The sequence below is a fragment of the Amycolatopsis melonis genome, assembly GCF_040064235.1.
Taxonomy (GTDB): Bacteria; Actinomycetota; Actinomycetes; order Mycobacteriales; family Pseudonocardiaceae; genus Amycolatopsis; species Amycolatopsis melonis.
Map to the genome: position 1 here is coordinate 304985 of NZ_JBDZYD010000011.1, position 18200 is coordinate 323184.

Genomic DNA, 18200 nt, shown 5'->3' on the forward strand with positions numbered 1-18200 from the left:
GTCAGCCTTCCGCGTTCAGCCGCTGGGTGACCGGCAGGACGTCCTGGGCCAGCACCTGCCGCAGGAACACCGCCGCGACGCGGTGCTGCTTGTCCAGCACGATCGTCGACGGGATGATGTTGCGCGGGTAGCCCTTCAGCTTGAGCAGCACCCGGCCGTCCGGGTCGTAGATCGACGGGTACGTCAGCTGCCGGTCGCGGACGAAGTCCTGGGCGACCTCGCGGGCCGGGTCGCGGACGTCGATGCCGACCACCTGCACGCCCTGCTTGGCCAGCGCCTCCATCTCGGGCACCTCCGTGCGGCACGGCCCGCACCACTGGCCCCACAGGTTGAGCACGACGACCTTGCCCGCGTAGTCGGCCAGCGACAGCTGCTTGCCGTCGTTCATCAGGTCCTCGCCCGCGAGGACCGGGGCCGTCTGGCGCTCGGCGAGGTCGTAGGTGATGTCGACCTTGCCGCCCGGGGAGACGAAGCTGAAGCTGCTCCCCTGCACGACCGCGTCCTTGCCGGTGCTGCAGCCCGCCAGCGCCAGCACCGCCACGACCCCGAGCACCAGCCGTTTCATGCCCCGGTCACCTTCGGGTCGGTGGTGCCGGCGGGCTCGCTGTAGACGATCTCGCGCAGCTCGTCGCCGTCGAAGACCAGGCTGGTCAGCGACGCCAGTGAGCACTGGCGGCGCCGCGGGTCGTGCCAGAGGCGCTTGCCCTCGAGGAACCGCCGGAGCGTCCAGATCGGCAGCTGGTGCGACACGCAGAGCGCCTCGTGCCCCTCGGCCGCTTCGCGTGCCCGGTGGACCGCGCCGAGCATCCGGTGCGCGATCTCGAGGTACGGCTCGCCCCACGACGGCTTGAACGGGTTGACCAGCTTCGGCCAGTGCTTCGGCTCGCGCAGCGCGCCGTCGCCGACAGCCACGTGCAGGCCCTCGAACTGGTTGGCCGCCTCGATCAGGCCCTCGTCGGTCGCGATGTCCAGGCGGTGCGCCGCGGCGATCGGCGCCGCCGTCTCCTGCGCCCGCTGCAGCGGCGACGCGACGACGTGCACGAGGTCGTGGCCCGCGACGGCCTCGGCGACCGTGAGCGCCTGACGCTGCCCGCGCTCGGAGAGCTTGTAGCCGGGCAGCCGGCCGTAGAGGATCTTGTCGGGGTTGTGCACTTCGCCGTGGCGAAGCAGGTGGACGACGGTGGTCACTGGACGGCTCCGGCCGCCGCGCGCGCCGCCGCGGGCAGAGCCGCTTCGATCACGGAGAACGCTTCGTCGTCCATGGCCGCGTTGACGAACCAGGCCTCGTACGCGCTCGGGGGCGCGTACACGCCTCCGTCGAGCAACGCGTGGAAGAACGGCGGGAACCGCCACGTCTCGGACGCCTGCGCGCCGGCGTAGTCGCGTACGGGCTTCTCACCGAAGAACACGCTCACGAGGTTGCCCGCGTACTGGACGTTGTGCGCAACCCCGGCTTCGCTCAGCGCGGCGTGGAAGAGGTCGCCGAGGCGCTTCGCGTTGGCGTCGAGAGCCGCGTACACGGCGTCGTCGGCCGCGCGCAGCGTCGCGAGGCCCGCGGCCACCGCGACGGGGTTCCCGGACAGCGTCCCGGCCTGGTAGACCGGCCCGCCCGGGGCGAGCTTGGCCATCACGTCGGCGCGGCCGCCGAAGGCCGCCGCCGGCAGCCCGCCGGACATCACCTTGCCGAAGGTGTACAGGTCGCCTGCCACGCCTTCGAGGCCGAACCAGCCCGCGCGCGAGACCCGGAAGCCGGTCATCACCTCGTCCATGATCAGCAGCGCGCCGTGCTCGTGGGCCAGCTCGCGCAGGGCCGCGTTGAAGCCGGGGTCCGGCGCGACCGCGCCCATGTTGCCCGCCGCGGCCTCGGTGATCACCGCGGCGATCTCACCCGGGTTGTCCACAAAGGACTTCCGGACGGCGTCGAGGTCGTTGTAGGGCAGCACCAGCGTGTCCGCGGCCTGCGCGCCGGTGACCCCCGGCGACGTCGGCAGGCCGAGCGTGGCGACGCCGGAGCCTGCCTGGGCGAGCAGCGCGTCGACGTGACCGTGGTAACACCCGGCGAACTTCACGATCTTCGACCGGCCGGTGAAGCCCCTGGCCAGCCGGATCGCGCTCATCGTGGCCTCGGTGCCCGAGTTGACCAGCCGGACCTGCTCGACGGGCCCGACCCGGCCGATGATCTCCTCGGCCAGCTCGACCTCGCCGATCGTCGGGGTGCCGAACGACAGCCCGGACGTCGCCGCCGCGCGCGCCGCCTCGACCACCGCCGGGTGCGCGTGGCCCAGGATCATCGGGCCCCAGGACGACACCAGGTCGACGTAGCGGTTGCCGTCGGCGTCCCACAGGTGCGGGCCCTCGCCGCGGACCATGAACCGGGGCGTGCCGCCCACCGAGTTGAAGGCCCGGACCGGCGAGTTCACCCCGCCCGGGACGGCCGCCTTCGCGCGTTCGAACCATGCCTTGGACTGCTCGGTTCCAGTGCTCACTCCTTCAGTGAACCTTATTCAGCCGTCGGCCGGCGCAACAGGTCGCCTCAGGCGGCCCAGTCACGGTCCGTAGCGCCGTCCTAGCCAGAATAAGGTTCAGTCTCGCAAAACCGCATAGGATGGCAGGCAGCCGCCCGGAAGGGAAACAGCCGGTGACCGAACGCGTCCACCACCGCAACCCGTGGCTGATGCTGGCCGGGTTCCTGGGGGTCGTCGCGGTGGTGGCCGTGGTCGGCGGCCTGGCCGCGGCGTCGGCACGCGAGGTCTACGCGCGGCTCGACCAGCCGCCTTGGGCGCCGCCCGCGTCCCTGTTCGGTCCGGTGTGGACGGTGCTGTACGTCACCATCGCGGTCTCCGGCTGGCTGTACTGGCGCACGGACGGCGAGACGCGCGGGTTCGCCGCGTACGGCATCGGCCTGCTGTTCAACCTGCTCTGGACACCGTTGTTCTTCGAGAGCGGCGCACCGGGGCTGGCGCTGATCGACATCGTGGCGCTCGACGTCGTCGTGGTCGTCACGATCGTGCTGTTCGCCCGCCGCTCGAAGCCCGCGGCCGCCCTGCTGCTGCCCTACCTCGCCTGGCTGTTCTACGCGACCGCCCTCAACGGCGCGGTCGTCGTGCTCAACTAGCGCGCCGCCTGCTGGGTGATGGCCTGCGCGGCGACCGTCCCGTCCTCGCCCGCCTGGCCCTGGACGACGACCGTCGCACCCGGCTTCAGGTCCGTCACCTTGCCCGGCTGGGTGACGCCGACCGTTGTCGAGTCCGATGTGGACACCTTGACCTCGGTGCCCTGCGCGGTCTTCACGTAGACCGTGCTGCCCTCGACGCGGTCGACCGTGCCGGTGGTGCCGCGCCCGCCGCGGAAGCCGCCGCCCTGCTGCCCGGCGCCCGCCTGCTGCCCGCCCTGGCCGCCCTGGCCGCTGCCCGCGGAGCGCGGGGACGTGGCGGGCGACGAGCCGAACGCCGCATGCGTCCAGGCGCCGCCGCCGAACGCGATCGCGAGGACGACGAGCCCGGCCAGCACCAGCGTGGTGCGGGAGTACGGCCGGGCGGCGCGGCGCATTTCGGCGTTCAGGTCGCCGTCGACCGCCGGGCCGGCGATGACCTGCTCCGCGTCCGAAGGGGTCGAAGACATCAAGGGGCTCCTATTCGTGCCGCAGTGCGTCGATCGGCCGCAGCTTGGCGGCCCGGTTCGCCGGGAAGCTGCCGAAGAACAGCCCGATCAGGGCGGACACCGCGAAGGCGAGCAGGATCGACGAGGGCACCACGACCGGCTTGATCCCGGAGATGGTGAACCGGCTGCCGAGCAGCCCGATCGCGACGCCGAGCAGCCCGCCGAACAGGCTGAGCATGGTGGCTTCGGCGAGGAACTGGCCGAGGATGGCCGAGCGCGGGGCGCCGATGGCCTTGCGGATGCCGATTTCGCGGATCCGCTCGGTCACCGTCACCAGCATGATGTTGGTGACGCCGATGCCGCCGACGAGCAGCGAGATCGCCGCGACCGCAGCCAGCAGCACGGTGAACGTCTCGGTCGCCGACGTCCGGGTCGCCAGCAGCTGCTCGGAGTTCTGGACCTGGTAGTCCGGCGTGCCGCCGAGGCGGATGCCGTGGCGGGCGTTGAGGATCGCGGTGATCTCCGACTGGGCCAGCGACACCGAATCGGCGCTGGTGGCCTGGACGGCGATCTGGCTGAGGGTGCCGTAGCCGGACAGGGAGTTCTGCACCGCCGAGATCGGCGCGATGGCGACGTCGTCGGCGTTCTGCAGCCCGGTGCTGCCCTTGGCCTGCAGCACCCCGATCACGGTGAACTGGATGCTGTCGAGCAGCACGTTCTTCCCGACCGGTTCGGCGGTGCCGAACAGCGCCTGCGCCGTCGTCGGGCCGAGCACCACGACCTTGCGCGCGGTGGTGACGTCCTCGCCGGTGAACAGCTGCCCGTCGGCGATCTCGCGGTTGGTGGTCGTGAAGTAGGCCGGTTCGGTGCCGGCGACGCTGGGGATGTCGTACGACGTCTGCCCGTACGTCGCGGTCGCCGTCGTGTTCACCACGGGCGAGGCGGCCTTGACGTCGGGGGCGCCGACGGGGTCGACGAGTGCGTGCGCGTCCTGGACGGTCAGCGGCCGCGCCGACGCACCCTGCCCGCCGCCGCGGACCGGGGAGACGCTGACGACGTTGGTGCCCAGGCCCTGGATGCTGGCCGCGATGGCCGCCGAGGCGCCGTTGCCGACCGCGACGAGCAGGATGACCGCCGCGACGCCGATGGTGATGCCGAGCGTGGTCAGCGCCGAGCGCAGCTTGTTCGCGGTCAGGCCGCGCACCGCGAAGCGCAGGATTTCGAGGAGGTTCACGAGACCGCTCCCACCGCGCGCGTGACCTCGTCGGACACGATGCGCCCGTCGTCGACGCGGACGACGCGGTGCGCGTGCGCGGCGACCTCGTCCTCGTGCGTGATGACGACGATGGTGCGGCCGAGCCGGTTCAGCCGGTCGAAGACGCCGAGGACGTCTTCGGTGCTGCGCCGGTCGAGGTTGCCGGTCGGCTCGTCGGCCAGCAGCATCGCCGGGCCGGTGACCAGTGCCCGCGCGACGGCGACCCGCTGGATCTGCCCGCCGGACAGCTCGCTCGGCAGGTGCTTGGCCCGGTCGGACAGGCCCACCATGTCCAGCGCCGCGAGCGCCCGGCGCCGCCGTTCCGCCCTGCGGAGTCCACTGTAGACCAGCGGAAGTTCCACATTGGACAATGCGGAGGTCCGCGGAACGAGGTTGAACGACTGGAAGACGAAGCCGATCTTCCGGTTGCGCAGCAACGCCAGCTGCCGCTCGTTGAGGTTGCCGACGCCGAACCCGTCCAGCAGGTACCGGCCCGCCGTCGGGACGTCCAGGCAGCCGAGCATGTTCAGCAGCGTCGACTTCCCCGAGCCCGAGGCGCCCATGATCGCGACGTACTCGCCGGGCCACACGGTGAGGTCGACGCCACGCAGCGCGTGCACCGCCGTCTCGCCGGTGCCGTACGTCTTGCGCAGCCCGGAGACCGCGATGACCGGGTTCATCCGCGGCCGCCGAAGCCGCCGCCGGCGCCCGTGCCGCGCTGGCCGCCGCCGGGGAACCCGCCGGTGAACCCGCCCGTGCCGCCGGTGCGTCCGGTGCCGCCGGAGGTGCCGGACTGGGTGGTCGCGGTGAGCACGACGTTCTCGCCCTCGGTCAGCCCGGAGGTGATCTGGACGGTCGACTCGCCGCGGAGGCCGACCTGCACCTGGCGGGTGACGTTCCGGCCGTTCTCCTGCACGGTGACGACGTTGGTGCTGCCGACGGACTGCACCGCGGCGGCGGGCACGCTGAGCGCGTTCTCCGCTTCGGCGACGGTGATCACGACGCTGGCCGACTGCCCGGGCCGCAGCCCGTCCGGCGGGCTGGCCAGCGCCAGCTGCGCGCCGTAGGAGACGACGTTGCCGCTGGTGGTCGGGGTGAGGTTGACGCTGGACACGGTCGCCTGGATCGGCTTGTCCGGCAGCGCGTTGAGCGTCACGGTGGCCTTCTGGCCCGCCTTGACCTTGCTGACGTCGATTTCGGCGACCGAGGTGTCGACGACCAGGCCGGTCAGGTTGGTGATGGTGATGAAGCCACTGGAACCGCTGGTCGTCGTGGCCGCGGCGGAGTTGTTCGACGAGCCCTGGCCGTTGCCGGACGACTGGCCGCCGCTGTTCGCCGAGCCGGTCGAGGACTGCTGCCCGACGGTGCCGTTGATCGCGGTGACCGTTCCGGCGCCCGGCGCGTAGAGGGTGGTGTTGTCGAGGGCCTGCTGCGCGGTCTGGACGTCCAGCTGGGCCTGGTCCAGCTTCGCCTGCGCGGAGGTGACGCTGTTCTGGGCGCTGTTCTGTCCCGTGGCCGGGGTGGTTTCGGCGGTCTCGGCGGCGTCCAGGGCATCCTGCGCGACGGCCAGGTTCGCCTTGGCTACCTGAAGCTGCTTCGCCGCCTGAGTGCTGTCGATGGTGGCGAGCTTCTGCCCGGCGCTGACGACGTCCCCGACCTTCACGTCGATCGAGGTGAACTTGCCGGCGGTCGCGAAGTTCGCGACGCCGGTGTAGCTGCTGGCGAGGGTGCCGGCGGCGGAGACGGTCTCGGTGACCGTCGCCCGGCGCACGGGAGTGCTGCGCGTCTGCGCCTGCGCGGTGTTCGGCTCGGGACTGAACGCCTGGTAGATGCCGAAACCCGCTCCGGCAAGCAGCACGACCAGAGCACCGTTGATCACCCACGCCTTCGAGGCACGCACGCGCGTCATGCGGCAACCTTGGTGCGGTTGCTTGGCAATGGGCTGTCCGCAGCCTGTGTGGCAGCTGTGTATCAGGCCTTCGGCGAGCGGTGCCGCGCACGGACGGCGAGCAGCAGCTGACGCACTGCGTCGACGAGCAGCAGCGCGGCCACGGTGCCAAGCCCGATGGCGGCGGCGAGCTGTCCCCCGAAGTACCGGTGCGACTCGAGGACGGCGCCGTCGTCGGTCCGGGTGACGACGGTGGCGACGGCCCCGTGCCACAGGGCATAGGCCCCCCACCCGGCCAGCACGGCGAGGACGACCTCCACAACGGAGACCCCCAGCCGCCACGGCTTGTGCAGCCGCGCGGGCGGCCCGGGTTCTTCCGGCGGCCAGAGCTCGGCCCCGGTGGGCTGCGGAAGGTCGATCACGGAAGGGATTTTCTCATGCTTCCCGGAGAACCGCCCGGACGAGCCCCGCCGCCGGTCCGGATTCGGCGGCCTCAGGCCTTCCCCGGCGTCCCTCGCACCAGGCGGTCCAGCGCGTCCCGCAGGGCCTCCACGTCTTTCGCCCACGCGAGCACCACAGTCCCGTCCGTGAGCTGCACCGGCAGCGAGTCGTACTTCCGCGGCACCGCCCAGCCGCCACCCAGCACGCGCGCTCCGACCGGCGCGCCCACGTCCGTCACGGACGCGACCTGCTCCGCGGGCACCTTCTCGCGGCCCTGCCGCAGCTGCTTCGTCGTCACTTCCAGCGACAGGAACCGGCGCCGCGCGTACACCCACGGCACCGTGATGACGCACAGCCCGAACCCGACCATCAGCCAGCCCACGACGTGCACCGGGCCGCCCGTGACCAGCTCTGCCAGCGCCCCGAGCAGGGCGAACGCCGGGCCCCACAGGATAGCGCCCCAGCTCACGCCCGGCTCGGCGTACAGCCTCACTGCTTGGGGCCGGCCTTCGGGAAGTATCCGGTCACCGACGGCAGGTACAGCAGCACCACCGCGATGACGAACACCAGGATCGACGCCAGCGTCAGGTAGTTCAGGATCGGCGCGACGGTGAAGATCAGCAGCACCATCACGATCGGCAGGATCGTCAGCACCGTCCGCGCCGAGCGCGTGCCCTCGCGGGCCTTGTACGCGAACAGCAGGAACAGCAGCGTGAACACGACCGACCCGCCGAGCAGGTACCACAGCACGTTCGTGACGCCGTCGGCGATCGCTTCCGGCGTGATCTTCGGGTCGTGGGTCGCCTTGACGATCTGGTCGATGATCGCCGACTTGCTGCTCAGCAGCTGGACGTAGCTGAGGATGAGCAGCACGCCGCCGCCCAGCCACAGCCAGAACGACACGGCGACCGGCCGCGGCGGGTTCGCCTTCGGCGCCTGCTGCCCCGGCAGCACCGGATCCGGCGAGCGGCCGCGCTTGCGGCGTTCGTCGTCGGTCAGCCCGTCGAGGTCCTCGGTGGTGTCTTTGTCGGCCACGCGTGGACTCTAGCCCGTCAGTCCAGCCAGGCGGCGGCTTCGGCGGCCCAGTACGTGAGGATCATGTCGGCGCCTGCCCGGCGGATCGACGTCAGCACCTCCAGGACGGTCCGCTCGCGGTCCAGCCAGCCGTTCGCCGCGGCGGCCTCGACCATCGCGTACTCGCCCGAGATGTTGTAGGCCGCCACCGGCACCGGGGAGATGTCCGCCGCCGCCTTGATGACGTCCAGGTAGGCCAGCGCGGGCTTGACCATGACCATGTCCGCGCCCTCGGCGAGGTCCAGCTCGATCTCGCGCAGCGCCTCGCGGCCGTTGCCCGGGTCCTGCTGGTAGGTCTTGCGGTCGCCCTTGAGCTGCGAGTCGACGGCTTCGCGGAAGGGGCCGTAGAAGGCGCTGGCGTACTTCGCGGAGTACGCGAGGATCGCCGCGTCCTTGTGCCCGACCTCGTCGAGCGCCCGGCGGATGACGCCGATCTGGCCGTCCATCATCCCGGACGGCCCGAGCACGTGCGCCCCGGCTTCGACCTGCGCGATCGCCATCTGGGCGTAGATGCGCAGCGTGGCGTCGTTGTCGACCGCGCCGTCGGCGTCGAGGACGCCGCAGTGGCCGTGGTCGGTGAACTCGTCGAGGCAGGTGTCGGCCATCAGCACGGTGGCGTCGCCCAGCTCCTGCCGCAGGTCGCGCAGGGCGACGTTGAGGATGCCGTTCTCGTCGACGGCCCCGGACCCTTCGGCGTCCCGCGTCTGCGGGATGCCGAACAGCATGAGCCCGCCGACCCCGGCGTTGACCGCGTCGACGGCGGCCTTCCGCAGCGTGTCACGGGTGTGCTGGACGACGCCCGGCATGCTCGCGATCGGCCGGGGCTGGTCGAGCCCTTCGGCGACGAACATCGGGAGGATCAGCTGGCGTGGCCGCAGCGTCGTTTCGCCCACCAGCCTGCGCATGGCCGGGGTGGTGCGAAGCCTGCGGGGACGATGCTCGGGGAACACCCTTACCAAGTTACTCCCGCGGCTTTCGCCGGAGTTCCGCAAGGGTGCCGAGCGGTCCTCCCCGATCGCCGAACGCACGGCCGGCGACTCGCGGGGCCGAATGCCATGAACGACTCGTTCATGTCGTCAGGCGACATGAACGAGTCGTTCATCACGTCGGAACTCAGGAGCGGCGGGCTCGCTTCGCCTTGCGCGGCGGCGGCAGCGCACCCTCGGCACGCAGCCGGGCGGCGTGCTCGGCGAGCGCGTCCACCAGGTGCGGGACATCCGCCTTCTCCGGCTGGACGTCGACCCGGAGCCCGAACTCGACCGCGGTCTCCGCGGTCTTCGGGCCGATGCACGCGACCAGCGTGCGGGTGTGCGGCTTGCCGGCGATGCCGACCAGGTTCCGCACGGTCGAGGACGAGGTGAAGCAGACCGCGTCGAAGCCGCCGGTCTTGATCATCTCGCGGGTCTCGGCGGGCGGCGGGGCCGCCCGGACGGTCCGGTAGGCCGTCACGTCGTCGATCTCCCAGCCGCGCTCGCGCAGGCCTGCCGACAGCGTCTCGGTGGCGATGTCCGCCCGCGGCAGCAGCACGCGGTCGACCGGGTCGAGGACGTCGTCGTACGGCGGGAACTCGGCCAGCAGGCCCTCGGACGACTGCTCGCCGGTCGGGACCAGCTCCGGGATGATGCCGAACGAGCGGACCTTCGCCGCGGTCGACTCACCCACACAGGCGATCTTCACGCCGGAGAACGCGCGGGCGTCGAGCCCGAACTCCTCGAACTTCTCCCACACCGCGCGCACGGCGTTGGTGGAGGTGAAGACGATCCACTGGTAGCGGCCGTCGACCAGGCCCTTGACCGAGCGCTCCATCTGCGCCGGGCTGCGGGGCGGCTCGACCGAGATGGTCGGCACCTCGTGCGACGTCGCGCCGTGGCCGCGCAGGCGCTCGGCCATCTCGCCCGCCTGCTCCTTGGTGCGCGGCACCAGGACCTTCCAGCCGTACAGCGCGCGCGACTCCCACCACGACAGCTTCGAGCGCTGCCCGGCGGCCTGGCCGATCGTGACGATCAGCGGCCCGACCAGCTCGCCCGCGTCGTTGGCGACCTTCTCCAGGGTGGTGTCCAGCGTGCGCTGGGTGTTGATCGTGCCGTTCGCGGTGACCGCGACCGGGGTCGACGCCGGGACGCCGTGGCCGGTCAGCGCCGAGGCGGCCTCGGCGAGGTGCGCCGACGTCGCGTGCAGCACCAGCGGGCCGGGCGCGGCGGCCAGTGCCGCCCAGTCGACGTCGCCGCGGACGTCGACCTCGGTGTGCGTGCCGCCGAGCGCGACACCCGCGTACGCCGGGACGGCCGCGCCCGGGGACACGCCCGGGATGACGTCGAACACGGCGCTCGTGCGCGCGACCGCCTGGACCTCGGCCACGACGGCCGGGGTGGTCAGCGGGTCGCCCGCGACCAGGCGCAGCACCAGGCGGCCGGCCTTGGCCTCGGTGGTGAGGTCCTTGGCGACCTCGGCGGCCTCGCCGACGGCGGGCCGGACCTCGGCGCCCTCGGCGGCCATGGCCAGCACGGCCTGCGGCACGTCGGGGTCGGTCACCACGACCTCGGCCTTGGTCAGCAGTTCCTGGGCGCGGACGGTGAGCAGGCCGGCGTCGCCGGGCCCGGAGCCCACGAAGGCTACGCGCCCGGTGGTCTTTCGCGCGGGGGTCATCTGTGCGTTTCTCCTCTTGCGGCGGCCGTGCGCGATCGCCCGGCCACAGGTCTCCTACGTTCGAAGTCGTGACGCCCAGGGAGTCACTGAGTCGGGCCGGAGAGGGCTCCGGCGCCGAGGTCCAGCAGCTCGGCGGCCAGGTCCTTGCCCAGCTGGGCGGCCTGGTCCTTGTCGGCAAGCGCGGAGGCCCGGACCATGTCCACCGCGCCGTTCTCGCCTTCCGCGGCGGCGGTGCCGCGCAGCGAGATCCGTTCCACGACCTTGCCCTCGGCGTCGAGATCTTCGACGATCTCGGCGAGCGCGCCCACCGGCGCACTGCACCCCGCCTCGAGCGCGGCCAGCAGGGCCCGCTCGGCCGTCACCGCGGCCCGCGTGCCCTCGTCGTCCAATGTGGACCTCAGCAGCTGCTCGATGTCCACGTCGGCGGTCCGGCACTCCACCGCCAGCGCGCCCTGCGCGGGCGCCGGCAGCATCTGGATCGGGTCGAGGGTCTCGGTGATCGCCTCGGCCCGGCCGATCCTGGCCAGTCCGGCACGCGCGAGCACCACGGCATCGAGCTCGCCGTCGGTCACCTTGCGCATGCGGGTGTCGATATTGCCGCGGATCGGCACGATTTCCAAACCGAGACCGAGCGCGCGCAGCTGCGCGGTGCGCCGCGGCGAGCCCGTGCCCACCTTCGCGCCCGGCAGCAGCTCGCCCAGCGTCAGCCCGTCGCGGGCGACGAGCGCGTCCCGCGGGTCCTCGCGCGGCGGCACGGCGGCCAGCGTGATGCCCGGTTCGGGGGCCGTCGGCAGGTCCTTGTACGAGTGGACGATGACGTCGACGTCGTTGCGCAGCAACGCTTCCCGCAACGCCGACGTGAAGACACCGACCCCGATCGTGGGAATCGGCGCAGAGGACTGGTCACCGGGAGTGGTCACCTGGACGATCTCGACCTCGACGCCGGTGGCGCGCAGCGCGTCGGCGACGGTCCCGGTCTGGGCGAGCGCGAGCTTCGAACCGCGCGTACCCATGCGAATGACTCTGGTCACTACTACTTCTTCTCTGGTGGGGGCTTCGGGCTCGCCACCGCGGCGGGTGCCTGCGGGTCGAGGCAGAACAGTTCGCGCAACGCGTTCGCGTAGTCGGTGTCGGCCGTCTCGGCGGCCAGCTGCTTGACCCGCACCGTCGGCGCGTGCAGCAGCTTGTCGACCACCCGGCGGACCGTGCGGCCGACCTCCTCGCGGACCGCGCCGTCGAGGTCGGGCAGCCGGTTGTCCAGCCGCAGCAGCTCGGCGTCGACGACTTCGGCGGCACGGCGGCGCAGCGCGGTCACCGTCGGCGTCACCTCGGCACTGCGCTGCCCGGCGAGGTACTCGCGCACCTCGTCGAGCACGATCCCGGTCGCCTTGGCCGTCTGGCGCTCGGTGGTCGGCGTCCCCGCCTCCCGCATCCGGCGCTGGATGGTGGCCAGGTCGACGACGCGGACGTCCGCCAGCTCGCCGACCTCCGGGTCGACGTCGCGGGGCAGGCCGAGGTCGCAGACGACGAGGTCGCGGCCACCCCGGGGCAGCACGTGCTCGGGGCCGAAGACGGCGTCCTGCGCGCCGGTGCAGCAGATCACGATGTCGGCGTCGCGGACGGCGCCTGCCACCCCGGACAGCGGGATCGCGCGGGCGGGCACGCCCTGCTCGGTGACGTTCGCGGCGAGCCGCCGCGCGCGGGCGTCGGTGCGGTTGGCCACGGTGATCTCGCCGATCCCGGCCTTGCGCAGCTGCGACGCGCTCAGCGCGCCCATCGAGCCGGCACCGACGATGACGGCGTGCTTGCCGGCGACGTCACCGGCCGCGGCGAGCGCCTCGGACACGACCGACGCGCCGAGCTGGTCGAGCCCGGTCTCGGTGTGCACGCGCTTGCCGACACGCAGCGTGGTCTGGATCAGCTCGTGCAGGGTGCGCCCGACCGTGCCGGTCTCCCGCGCGGTGGCGTAGGCGGTGCGGACCTGGCCGAGGATCTGCGTCTCGCCGACGACCATCGAGTCCAGGCCCGAGGCGACCGAGAACAGGTGCTCGACCGCGGCGCCGGCGTAGTGCACGTACAGGCTGTCGTAGAGCTCCGCCGGTTCCATCCCGGCCTGGCGGGCCAGCACCTCGGAGACGTCGTTGAGGCCGCCGTGGAAGGTTTCGACGACCGCGTAGACCTCGATCCGGTTGCACGTCGAGACGAGCATGACCTCGGTGATGTGCTGCGCCTGCTGCAGCTCGTGGAGGACCTTGCCCACCTCGGGCGCCGGCACCGCGACCCGTTCGAGCGTGCTCAGCTCCGCACTACGATGCGAAAGCCCGACCGCCAACACGCTCATCAGCGCACCACCATTTCCCGTCCGCCGTCCGGACCCGAACCGTTCCGCCCGCCCTGGCCATTCTCGGACGGCAGGCCCGCACCGGGTAATCCGGAATTGCCCTGATTCCCGGCGGCGTCATCCGCGCGGCGGGCCACATGGAACGAGAGTATCTGCAGCTCGACGGCCAAATCTACTTTGCGGACCTCAATGTGAGCTGGAACCTGGAGCACGACCGGCGCGAAGTTGAGGATGCACTGGACACCGCCCGCGACAAGGCGGTCACACACCGACTGCGCGGCGGGCGGCGGGGTGGCGATCACGCCGATGGAGATGCCGCGCTCGGCGCAGATCCGCGGGATGTCGTCCATGTGCGACACGGGCAGGCCGCCGACGGGCACGCCGATCAGGTCCGGGTCCAGGTCGAACAGCGCCTCGACCGGGAAGCCGCGGCCAGGGAAGCCGCCGTAGTTGGCCAGCGCGTGGCCCAGGTTGCCGATCCCGACCACGGCGACCTTGTGCTGGCGGGTCAGGCCGAGGATGCGCTCGATCTGGCTGACCAGGACGCCGACCTCGTAGCCGACCCCGCGGGTGCCGTAGGAGCCCAGGTAGGAGAGGTCCTTGCGCAGTTTCGCGGAATTGACCCCGGCGGCCTGTGACAGCTCTTCGCTCGACACCGTCGTCGCGCCCTGTTCGGACATTCCGGACAGAACACGCAGGTAAACGGCGAGCCGGGCCACCGCGGCCTCGGGAATCGACTTCGCCCGGACGGCCTCAGGGGCATCCCCGTCGGGCACGGCGGGCATTTCCGCGGTCGGGGCGTTGTCGGCGTCCGGAGTGTCCGGACGGCGGGACCGTCGTGGCGGCCGGCCCGCGGAGCTCGCTCCGTCGCGCCTCCCCCGCTGTGTCACCACGCCGTCGTCTCCTGCCCGCTGCCTGCCCGGCGGCCATCGCCACGACCGGTCCGAAGTTGTGTCTTGACCCAGGGCACGCAGTCCGGTTCGATACCGGCCGCCCGGGGGCGATGGCCCTACGGTAGACCACTTGTGAACGCACGCACAAAGTCACTGGTCGGAGGCGGGTTCCGCAGGGCAGCCGATCATGACACGGCGTCAGAATCCTTGCCCGGCAGGCACTTCGGCTCCCAGCTCACCCCAGCGCCCCAAGGTGGCCTTCGGTGCGTTGAACGCAACCAAGGTGGCCTTCGGTGCTCCACCCATGCCCCCGCCGCCGCCCTCAACGGAGGCGCTTCGCGCCGCGGTGCTGATTCAGCGCAACCAAGGCCACATTGGGTCGTTCGGGGCCAGTGCGTCAGCGGGCGTCGAGGGTGACCGAATGCCAGCCGGTCGCCCCGTCCGGGGCCGGGTCCGCGCGGTTCTCCGTCTGGGTGTAGCCGCCCTGGTCGGTCGCCCGGACGAACGCCTGGTGCGTGCCCTTCGGCACGTCCAGCTCGATCCACCACATCCGCCAGGTGTCCTTGCTCACCTCGGCCGACAGCGTCGCCTCGCGCCACTCGCCCTGGTCCAGCCGGACCTCGACCTTCGCGATGCCGGTGTGCTGGGCCCACGCCGTGCCCGCCAGGCGGACCTTGCCCGCGCTCACCTGCGTGAACCCGCTCGGCGTGTCGATCCGGGACTCGGTCTTGATCGGCGCCTGCTCGGCCCAGCCGCGGCTGAGCCAGTACGCCTGCCGCGCGTCCCAGCGGGTGAATTCCAGGGACTCGACCCACTTCGTCGCCGACACGTAGCCGTACAGGCCGGGGATGACGATCCGGGCCGGGAAGCCGTGCTCGACCGGCAGCGGCTCGCCGTTCATGCCGATCGCCAGCATCGCGCCGCGGGCCGGGTCGAGGGCGGCGTCGGCCGGGGTGCCGCACGTCCAGCCGTCGACGCTGGTGGCGAACATCTGCTCCGCGCCCGGCTGCACCCCCGCCTCGGCCAGCAGGTCGGCCAGGTCGACGCCGATCCAGGCGGCGTTCGAGATCAGCGGGCCGCCGACCTCGTTGGACACGCAGGCCAGCGTCACCCGGCGCTCGACCAGCGGGCGGCTGCGGATGTCGGCGTAGGTGAACGTCACCTCGCGGTCGACCATGCCGTGGATCTTCAGGCGCCAGTCCTCGGCCCGGACCTGCGGCACGACCAGCGCGGTGTCGATGCGGTAGAAGTTCGCGTTCGGCGTGATGAACGGCGGCGAGCCGAGCTTGGCGAAGTCCGCGTCGGCGGGCAGCGGCGGCGCGGTCCGCGCGGGCACGAGCGGCCCGACGGCGGCCCGCGACTCCGCGGCGTCCGAGCCCGTCCCGGCCACCTGCCCGGCAACGGCCGCGACACCCGAACCCGCCACGACACCCACCCCGGCCCGCAGGAACTTCCGCCGGTCGAAGCCCGCGCCGGGGACCGCCTCCGGCGGCAGCGCAAGGCGGTGCAGCCAGGTGAACACGGCCAGGCCGGCGACCAGGGCGGCGACCGGCGCGAGCAGCGCCACCTGCCCGAGGTCGGTGCGCACGTACACGGCGGCGACGCCGGCGGCGCCGAGCACGAAGACCAGGATCTGCCCGGCCCGCGGCGTCCGGCGCGACAGCTGCCCGGCCAGCAGCGCGAGCAGCACGAGCACGACGGCCAGGCCGATCTTGAGCACCGGCTTGTCCCAGGTACCGAGCGTCCGCTCGGCCCACTTCACGATCCCGGTCGGGCTGTGGTCGACGACGTAGTTCGCCACCGCGATGAACGGCGAAGCCGTGTACCCGACGAAGCCCGCGACCAGGTGCCCGACGCCGAGGGCGGCCGCCAGCGCGAGGAGCCCGATCACCGTCGCGACCGGCAAGGAAAGCCTTCTGGCCGGTGCTTCCTGCAGAGTGCTCACGTCTCCATCATCGGAGCGCGGGCCCGCCCGGGCGGGCCGGAGCCCCTTACGAGCCGGTTACGGCTCAGGCCAGCGCCTGCCGCAGCCGGTCCTCTTCGACGCGCCAGTAGCCGTGCTCGGCGCCGTCGACCAGGATCACCGGGACGCGGTCGCCGTACTCGGCGCGCCACTCCGGGTCGGTGTCGACGTCCTCGGCCTTCCACGCGACGCCCAGCTCACCGCAGATCCGCGCCACCTCGGCCTCCGCGACCTCGCAGAGGTGGCAGCCCTCGCGGCCCATGACCGTCACTTCGTGCGCCATGCCGTCCTTCCTACCGCAGCCGCATCCGGCGCAGCTTCCCGGTGGCCGAGTGCGGCAACGACTCGGCGAACTCCACCGCGTGCGGCACCTTGTACCCGGCCAGGTGGGCGGCGCAGTGCTCGACGACCTGCTGTTCCGACAGCGACGCCCCGGCCGCGGGCACGACGAACGCCTTCACCGCTTCGCCGCTGCGCTCGTCGACCACGCCGACGACCGCGGCCTCGGCCACCTCCGGCAGCCGCCCGATGACCTCCTCCACCTCGCGCGGGAAGACGTTGAAGCCGTTGACGATGATCAGGTCGTTGGCCCGGTCGACCAGGTGCAGGTCGCCGTCGGTGTCGAGGTAGCCGACGTCGCCGGTGCGGAACCAGCCTTCGTCGTCGGGGCCGTGGTCGCCGTCGGGCCAGTACCCGGAGAACAGGTTCGCGCCGCGGATCGACACCAGCCCGGTCTCGCCCTCGGCCTCGAAGACGTCGTCGACGTCGTCCGGGTCGAGCGGCACGGCCTGGTCGGTGCCGTCGCTGTCGACCAGCCGCAGCTCGATCCCGGGCAGCGGCCGCCCGACCGAGCCCGGCTTCGGGTAGCCGGTGACCAGCGTCGACGTCACGACCGGCGCGCACTCCGTCAGGCCGTAGCCCTCGTAGACGTCGAGGCCGGTGGCCTCGCGGAGCGCGGTCAGCACCTTCGGGTGCAGCGGCGCGGCGCCGGAGGTCATCCACCGCACGGTGGCCAGGCCGCGGCGCAGCTCGTCGGCGCCCAGCGCGGCGAACTCGGCGTACATGGTCGGGACGCCGAGGATCGACGTGACGTGCTGCTCCGCGCAGTCGTCCAGCGTGCGCTGCGCCTCGAACCGCTCTGACAGGACTGCGGTCGCGCCGGCGTTCGTGGCCTGCAGCAGGCCGGGTCCGAGGCCGTAGACGTGGAACAACGGGATGGTGATCAGCACGCGGTCGTCGTGGTCCAGAGCGCCCTCGACGCCGCTGACCTGCTCCAGGTTCGCCAGCAGCGCCCGGTGCGACAGCATCACCCCGCGCGGCGGCCCGGTCGTGCCCGACGTGTACGAAATGACCGCGATGTCCTCGCCGGACCGGCCGGCGTCGGCGACGTCGGCTACTCCATCCGGGTCCGATTCCGGCGTGAGACCGCTCACGCCGTCCGGCAGCGGCGCGTCCGCGTCCCGCTGCACGACGACCCGGGCGCCGCTGTGGCCGAGCAGCGTCTCGAACTCGGGCGCGGGGACCTGCGGCGACAGCGGCACGACGATCGCGCCGGCCCGCAGCGCGCCGAAGAAGGCCACCACGAAGTCCACCGAGGTCGGCAGCCGCAGCGCGACCCGGTCGCCGGGCCGGACGCCGGCGTCCGCCAGCTTCTTCGCCTGGACCTGGACGGCCGCGGCGACCTGGCGGTAGGTCAGGCCGTGCCCGCTGCCGGTCTCGCACACGGCCGGGTGGTCCGGCCACCGGTCCGCGGCCCGTGTGAGCAGCCCGCCGACCCCCGCCAGCGTCCCGTTTCCGGCATTCACCCGCGGCCCACCTCTCTTCGCCCGGACAAACCGTTGCAAGTCTGTCATTCGAAGCGACGTCATGGGGGCGAGCCGCGAGCGTCGCGTCTTCGCAACCCCGGGAACCACTACCTACTTAGCGGTAACTACACGTATGCTGCACTGCGTCGCAGGTGGTCTTGATCACCGAAGCGGCCGGAGAGAGGGAGTCGCCGTGCGGAACTTGCCTGCCCACGAGGTCGTGGGGCACGCGAGCCGGAAGGCCCCTGCTCGTCCGGATTCCGGGGGTACCGTGGCCCGCAGGGCCAGAGCCGC

At 72.2% G+C, this 18200-nt stretch carries 19 protein-coding genes; 1 reads left to right on the forward strand and 18 read right to left on the reverse strand.

Going from position 1 to position 18200, the window contains the following annotated elements:
• Position 1: 1 nt before the first annotated feature.
• The 3 genes from ABJI51_RS29255 to hemL are packed head-to-tail and all read right to left on the reverse strand — an operon-like array spanning position 2 to position 2486.
• A complete protein-coding gene (locus ABJI51_RS29255) occupies positions 2-565 on the reverse strand; it encodes a TlpA family protein disulfide reductase (protein ID WP_348954245.1) in 564 nt (187 codons plus the stop codon).
• Complete coding sequence (locus ABJI51_RS29260; protein ID WP_348954246.1) at positions 562-1188, reverse strand: histidine phosphatase family protein; 627 nt, start codon at positions 1186-1188, stop codon at positions 562-564. The genes ABJI51_RS29255 and ABJI51_RS29260 overlap by 4 nt, the downstream gene beginning before the upstream one ends.
• Positions 1185-2486 carry a glutamate-1-semialdehyde 2,1-aminomutase gene (gene hemL / locus ABJI51_RS29265; protein ID WP_348954247.1) on the reverse strand — a complete coding sequence of 434 codons (1302 nt, stop codon included), beginning with the start codon at positions 2484-2486 and terminating at the stop codon, positions 1185-1187. Before hemL ends, ABJI51_RS29260 begins: the two co-directional genes overlap by 4 nt.
• A 152-nt stretch (positions 2487-2638) precedes the next feature.
• On the opposite strand from hemL, the gene ABJI51_RS29270 reads away from it, so the two are divergent.
• The gene (locus ABJI51_RS29270; protein WP_348954248.1) at positions 2639-3115 is read left to right on the forward strand and encodes a TspO/MBR family protein; all 477 of its coding nucleotides are present in this window, start codon (positions 2639-2641) and stop codon (positions 3113-3115) included.
• On the opposite strand, the gene ABJI51_RS29275 is transcribed toward ABJI51_RS29270, so the two are convergent.
• The 15 genes from ABJI51_RS29275 to ABJI51_RS29345 all read right to left on the reverse strand — a co-directional run bounded on the left by ABJI51_RS29275 (position 3112) and on the right by ABJI51_RS29345 (position 17906).
• Positions 3112-3621, reverse strand: coding sequence for a hypothetical protein (locus ABJI51_RS29275; protein ID WP_348954249.1), 510 nt, complete (start codon positions 3619-3621; stop codon positions 3112-3114). The genes ABJI51_RS29270 and ABJI51_RS29275 overlap by 4 nt on opposite strands.
• Before the next feature lie 10 nt (positions 3622-3631).
• Positions 3632-4834, reverse strand: a complete 1203-nt coding sequence (locus ABJI51_RS29280; RefSeq protein ID WP_348954250.1) for an ABC transporter permease — start codon at positions 4832-4834, stop codon at positions 3632-3634.
• Positions 4831-5535, reverse strand: coding sequence for an ABC transporter ATP-binding protein (locus tag ABJI51_RS29285; RefSeq protein WP_348954251.1), 705 nt, complete (start codon positions 5533-5535; stop codon positions 4831-4833). The genes ABJI51_RS29280 and ABJI51_RS29285 overlap by 4 nt, the downstream gene beginning before the upstream one ends.
• Entirely contained in the window at positions 5532-6764 is a 1233-nt protein-coding gene (locus tag ABJI51_RS29290) for an efflux RND transporter periplasmic adaptor subunit (protein ID WP_348954252.1), read from the reverse strand. The genes ABJI51_RS29285 and ABJI51_RS29290 overlap by 4 nt, the downstream gene beginning before the upstream one ends.
• Before the next feature lie 62 nt (positions 6765-6826).
• Positions 6827-7165, reverse strand: a complete 339-nt coding sequence (locus ABJI51_RS29295) for a hypothetical protein (protein ID WP_348954253.1) — start codon at positions 7163-7165, stop codon at positions 6827-6829.
• 71 nt (positions 7166-7236) lie between these two features.
• A complete protein-coding gene (locus tag ABJI51_RS29300; protein ID WP_348954254.1) occupies positions 7237-7677 on the reverse strand; it encodes a hypothetical protein in 441 nt (146 codons plus the stop codon).
• A complete protein-coding gene (locus tag ABJI51_RS29305; protein WP_348954255.1) occupies positions 7674-8219 on the reverse strand; it encodes a hypothetical protein in 546 nt (181 codons plus the stop codon). The genes ABJI51_RS29300 and ABJI51_RS29305 overlap by 4 nt, the downstream gene beginning before the upstream one ends.
• A 17-nt stretch (positions 8220-8236) precedes the next feature.
• The gene (hemB, locus tag ABJI51_RS29310) at positions 8237-9208 is read right to left on the reverse strand and encodes a porphobilinogen synthase (RefSeq protein ID WP_348954256.1); all 972 of its coding nucleotides are present in this window, start codon (positions 9206-9208) and stop codon (positions 8237-8239) included.
• Between the two features lie 163 nt (positions 9209-9371).
• Entirely contained in the window at positions 9372-10904 is a 1533-nt protein-coding gene (locus ABJI51_RS29315) for a bifunctional uroporphyrinogen-III C-methyltransferase/uroporphyrinogen-III synthase (RefSeq protein WP_348954257.1), read from the reverse strand.
• Positions 10905-10987: 83 nt separating this feature from the next.
• Positions 10988-11917 (reverse strand): hydroxymethylbilane synthase, encoded by a 930-nt coding sequence (gene hemC, locus ABJI51_RS29320; RefSeq protein ID WP_348954258.1) that lies wholly within the window; start codon positions 11915-11917, stop codon positions 10988-10990.
• Positions 11918-11937: 20 nt separating this feature from the next.
• Positions 11938-13245, reverse strand: a complete 1308-nt coding sequence (locus ABJI51_RS29325) for a glutamyl-tRNA reductase (protein WP_348954259.1) — start codon at positions 13243-13245, stop codon at positions 11938-11940.
• On the reverse strand, positions 13245-14138 hold the full coding sequence (locus tag ABJI51_RS29330; RefSeq protein WP_348954260.1) for a redox-sensing transcriptional repressor Rex: 894 nt from the start codon (positions 14136-14138) through the stop codon (positions 13245-13247). Before ABJI51_RS29330 ends, ABJI51_RS29325 begins: the two co-directional genes overlap by 1 nt.
• 397 nt (positions 14139-14535) lie before the next feature.
• A complete protein-coding gene (locus ABJI51_RS29335; protein ID WP_348954261.1) occupies positions 14536-16083 on the reverse strand; it encodes a molybdopterin-dependent oxidoreductase in 1548 nt (515 codons plus the stop codon).
• 64 nt (positions 16084-16147) lie between these two features.
• Positions 16148-16384, reverse strand: coding sequence for a glutaredoxin family protein (locus ABJI51_RS29340; RefSeq protein ID WP_348954262.1), 237 nt, complete (start codon positions 16382-16384; stop codon positions 16148-16150).
• 10 nt (positions 16385-16394) lie between these two features.
• Positions 16395-17906 carry an AMP-binding protein gene (locus tag ABJI51_RS29345; protein WP_348954263.1) on the reverse strand — a complete coding sequence of 504 codons (1512 nt, stop codon included), beginning with the start codon at positions 17904-17906 and terminating at the stop codon, positions 16395-16397.
• Positions 17907-18200: the final 294 nt, after the last annotated feature.

Bases quoted from the DNA above. Each gene is read 5' to 3' on its own strand.
- ABJI51_RS29255 (WP_348954245.1), bottom strand. From the start codon at position 565: ATGAAACGGCTGGTGCTCGGGGTCGTGGCGGTGCTGGCGCTGGCGGGC.
- ABJI51_RS29275 (WP_348954249.1), bottom strand. From the start codon at position 3,621: ATGTCTTCGACCCCTTCGGACGCGGAGCAGGTCATCGCCGGCCCGGCG.
- ABJI51_RS29285 (WP_348954251.1), bottom strand. From the start codon at position 5,535: ATGAACCCGGTCATCGCGGTCTCCGGGCTGCGCAAGACGTACGGCACC.
- ABJI51_RS29290 (WP_348954252.1), bottom strand. From the start codon at position 6,764: ATGACGCGCGTGCGTGCCTCGAAGGCGTGGGTGATCAACGGTGCTCTG.
- ABJI51_RS29315 (WP_348954257.1), bottom strand. From the start codon at position 10,904: ATGACCCCCGCGCGAAAGACCACCGGGCGCGTAGCCTTCGTGGGCTCC.
- hemC (WP_348954258.1), bottom strand. From the start codon at position 11,917: ATGGGTACGCGCGGTTCGAAGCTCGCGCTCGCCCAGACCGGGACCGTC.
- ABJI51_RS29325 (WP_348954259.1), bottom strand. From the start codon at position 13,245: ATGAGCGTGTTGGCGGTCGGGCTTTCGCATCGTAGTGCGGAGCTGAGC.
- ABJI51_RS29340 (WP_348954262.1), bottom strand. From the start codon at position 16,384: ATGGCGCACGAAGTGACGGTCATGGGCCGCGAGGGCTGCCACCTCTGC.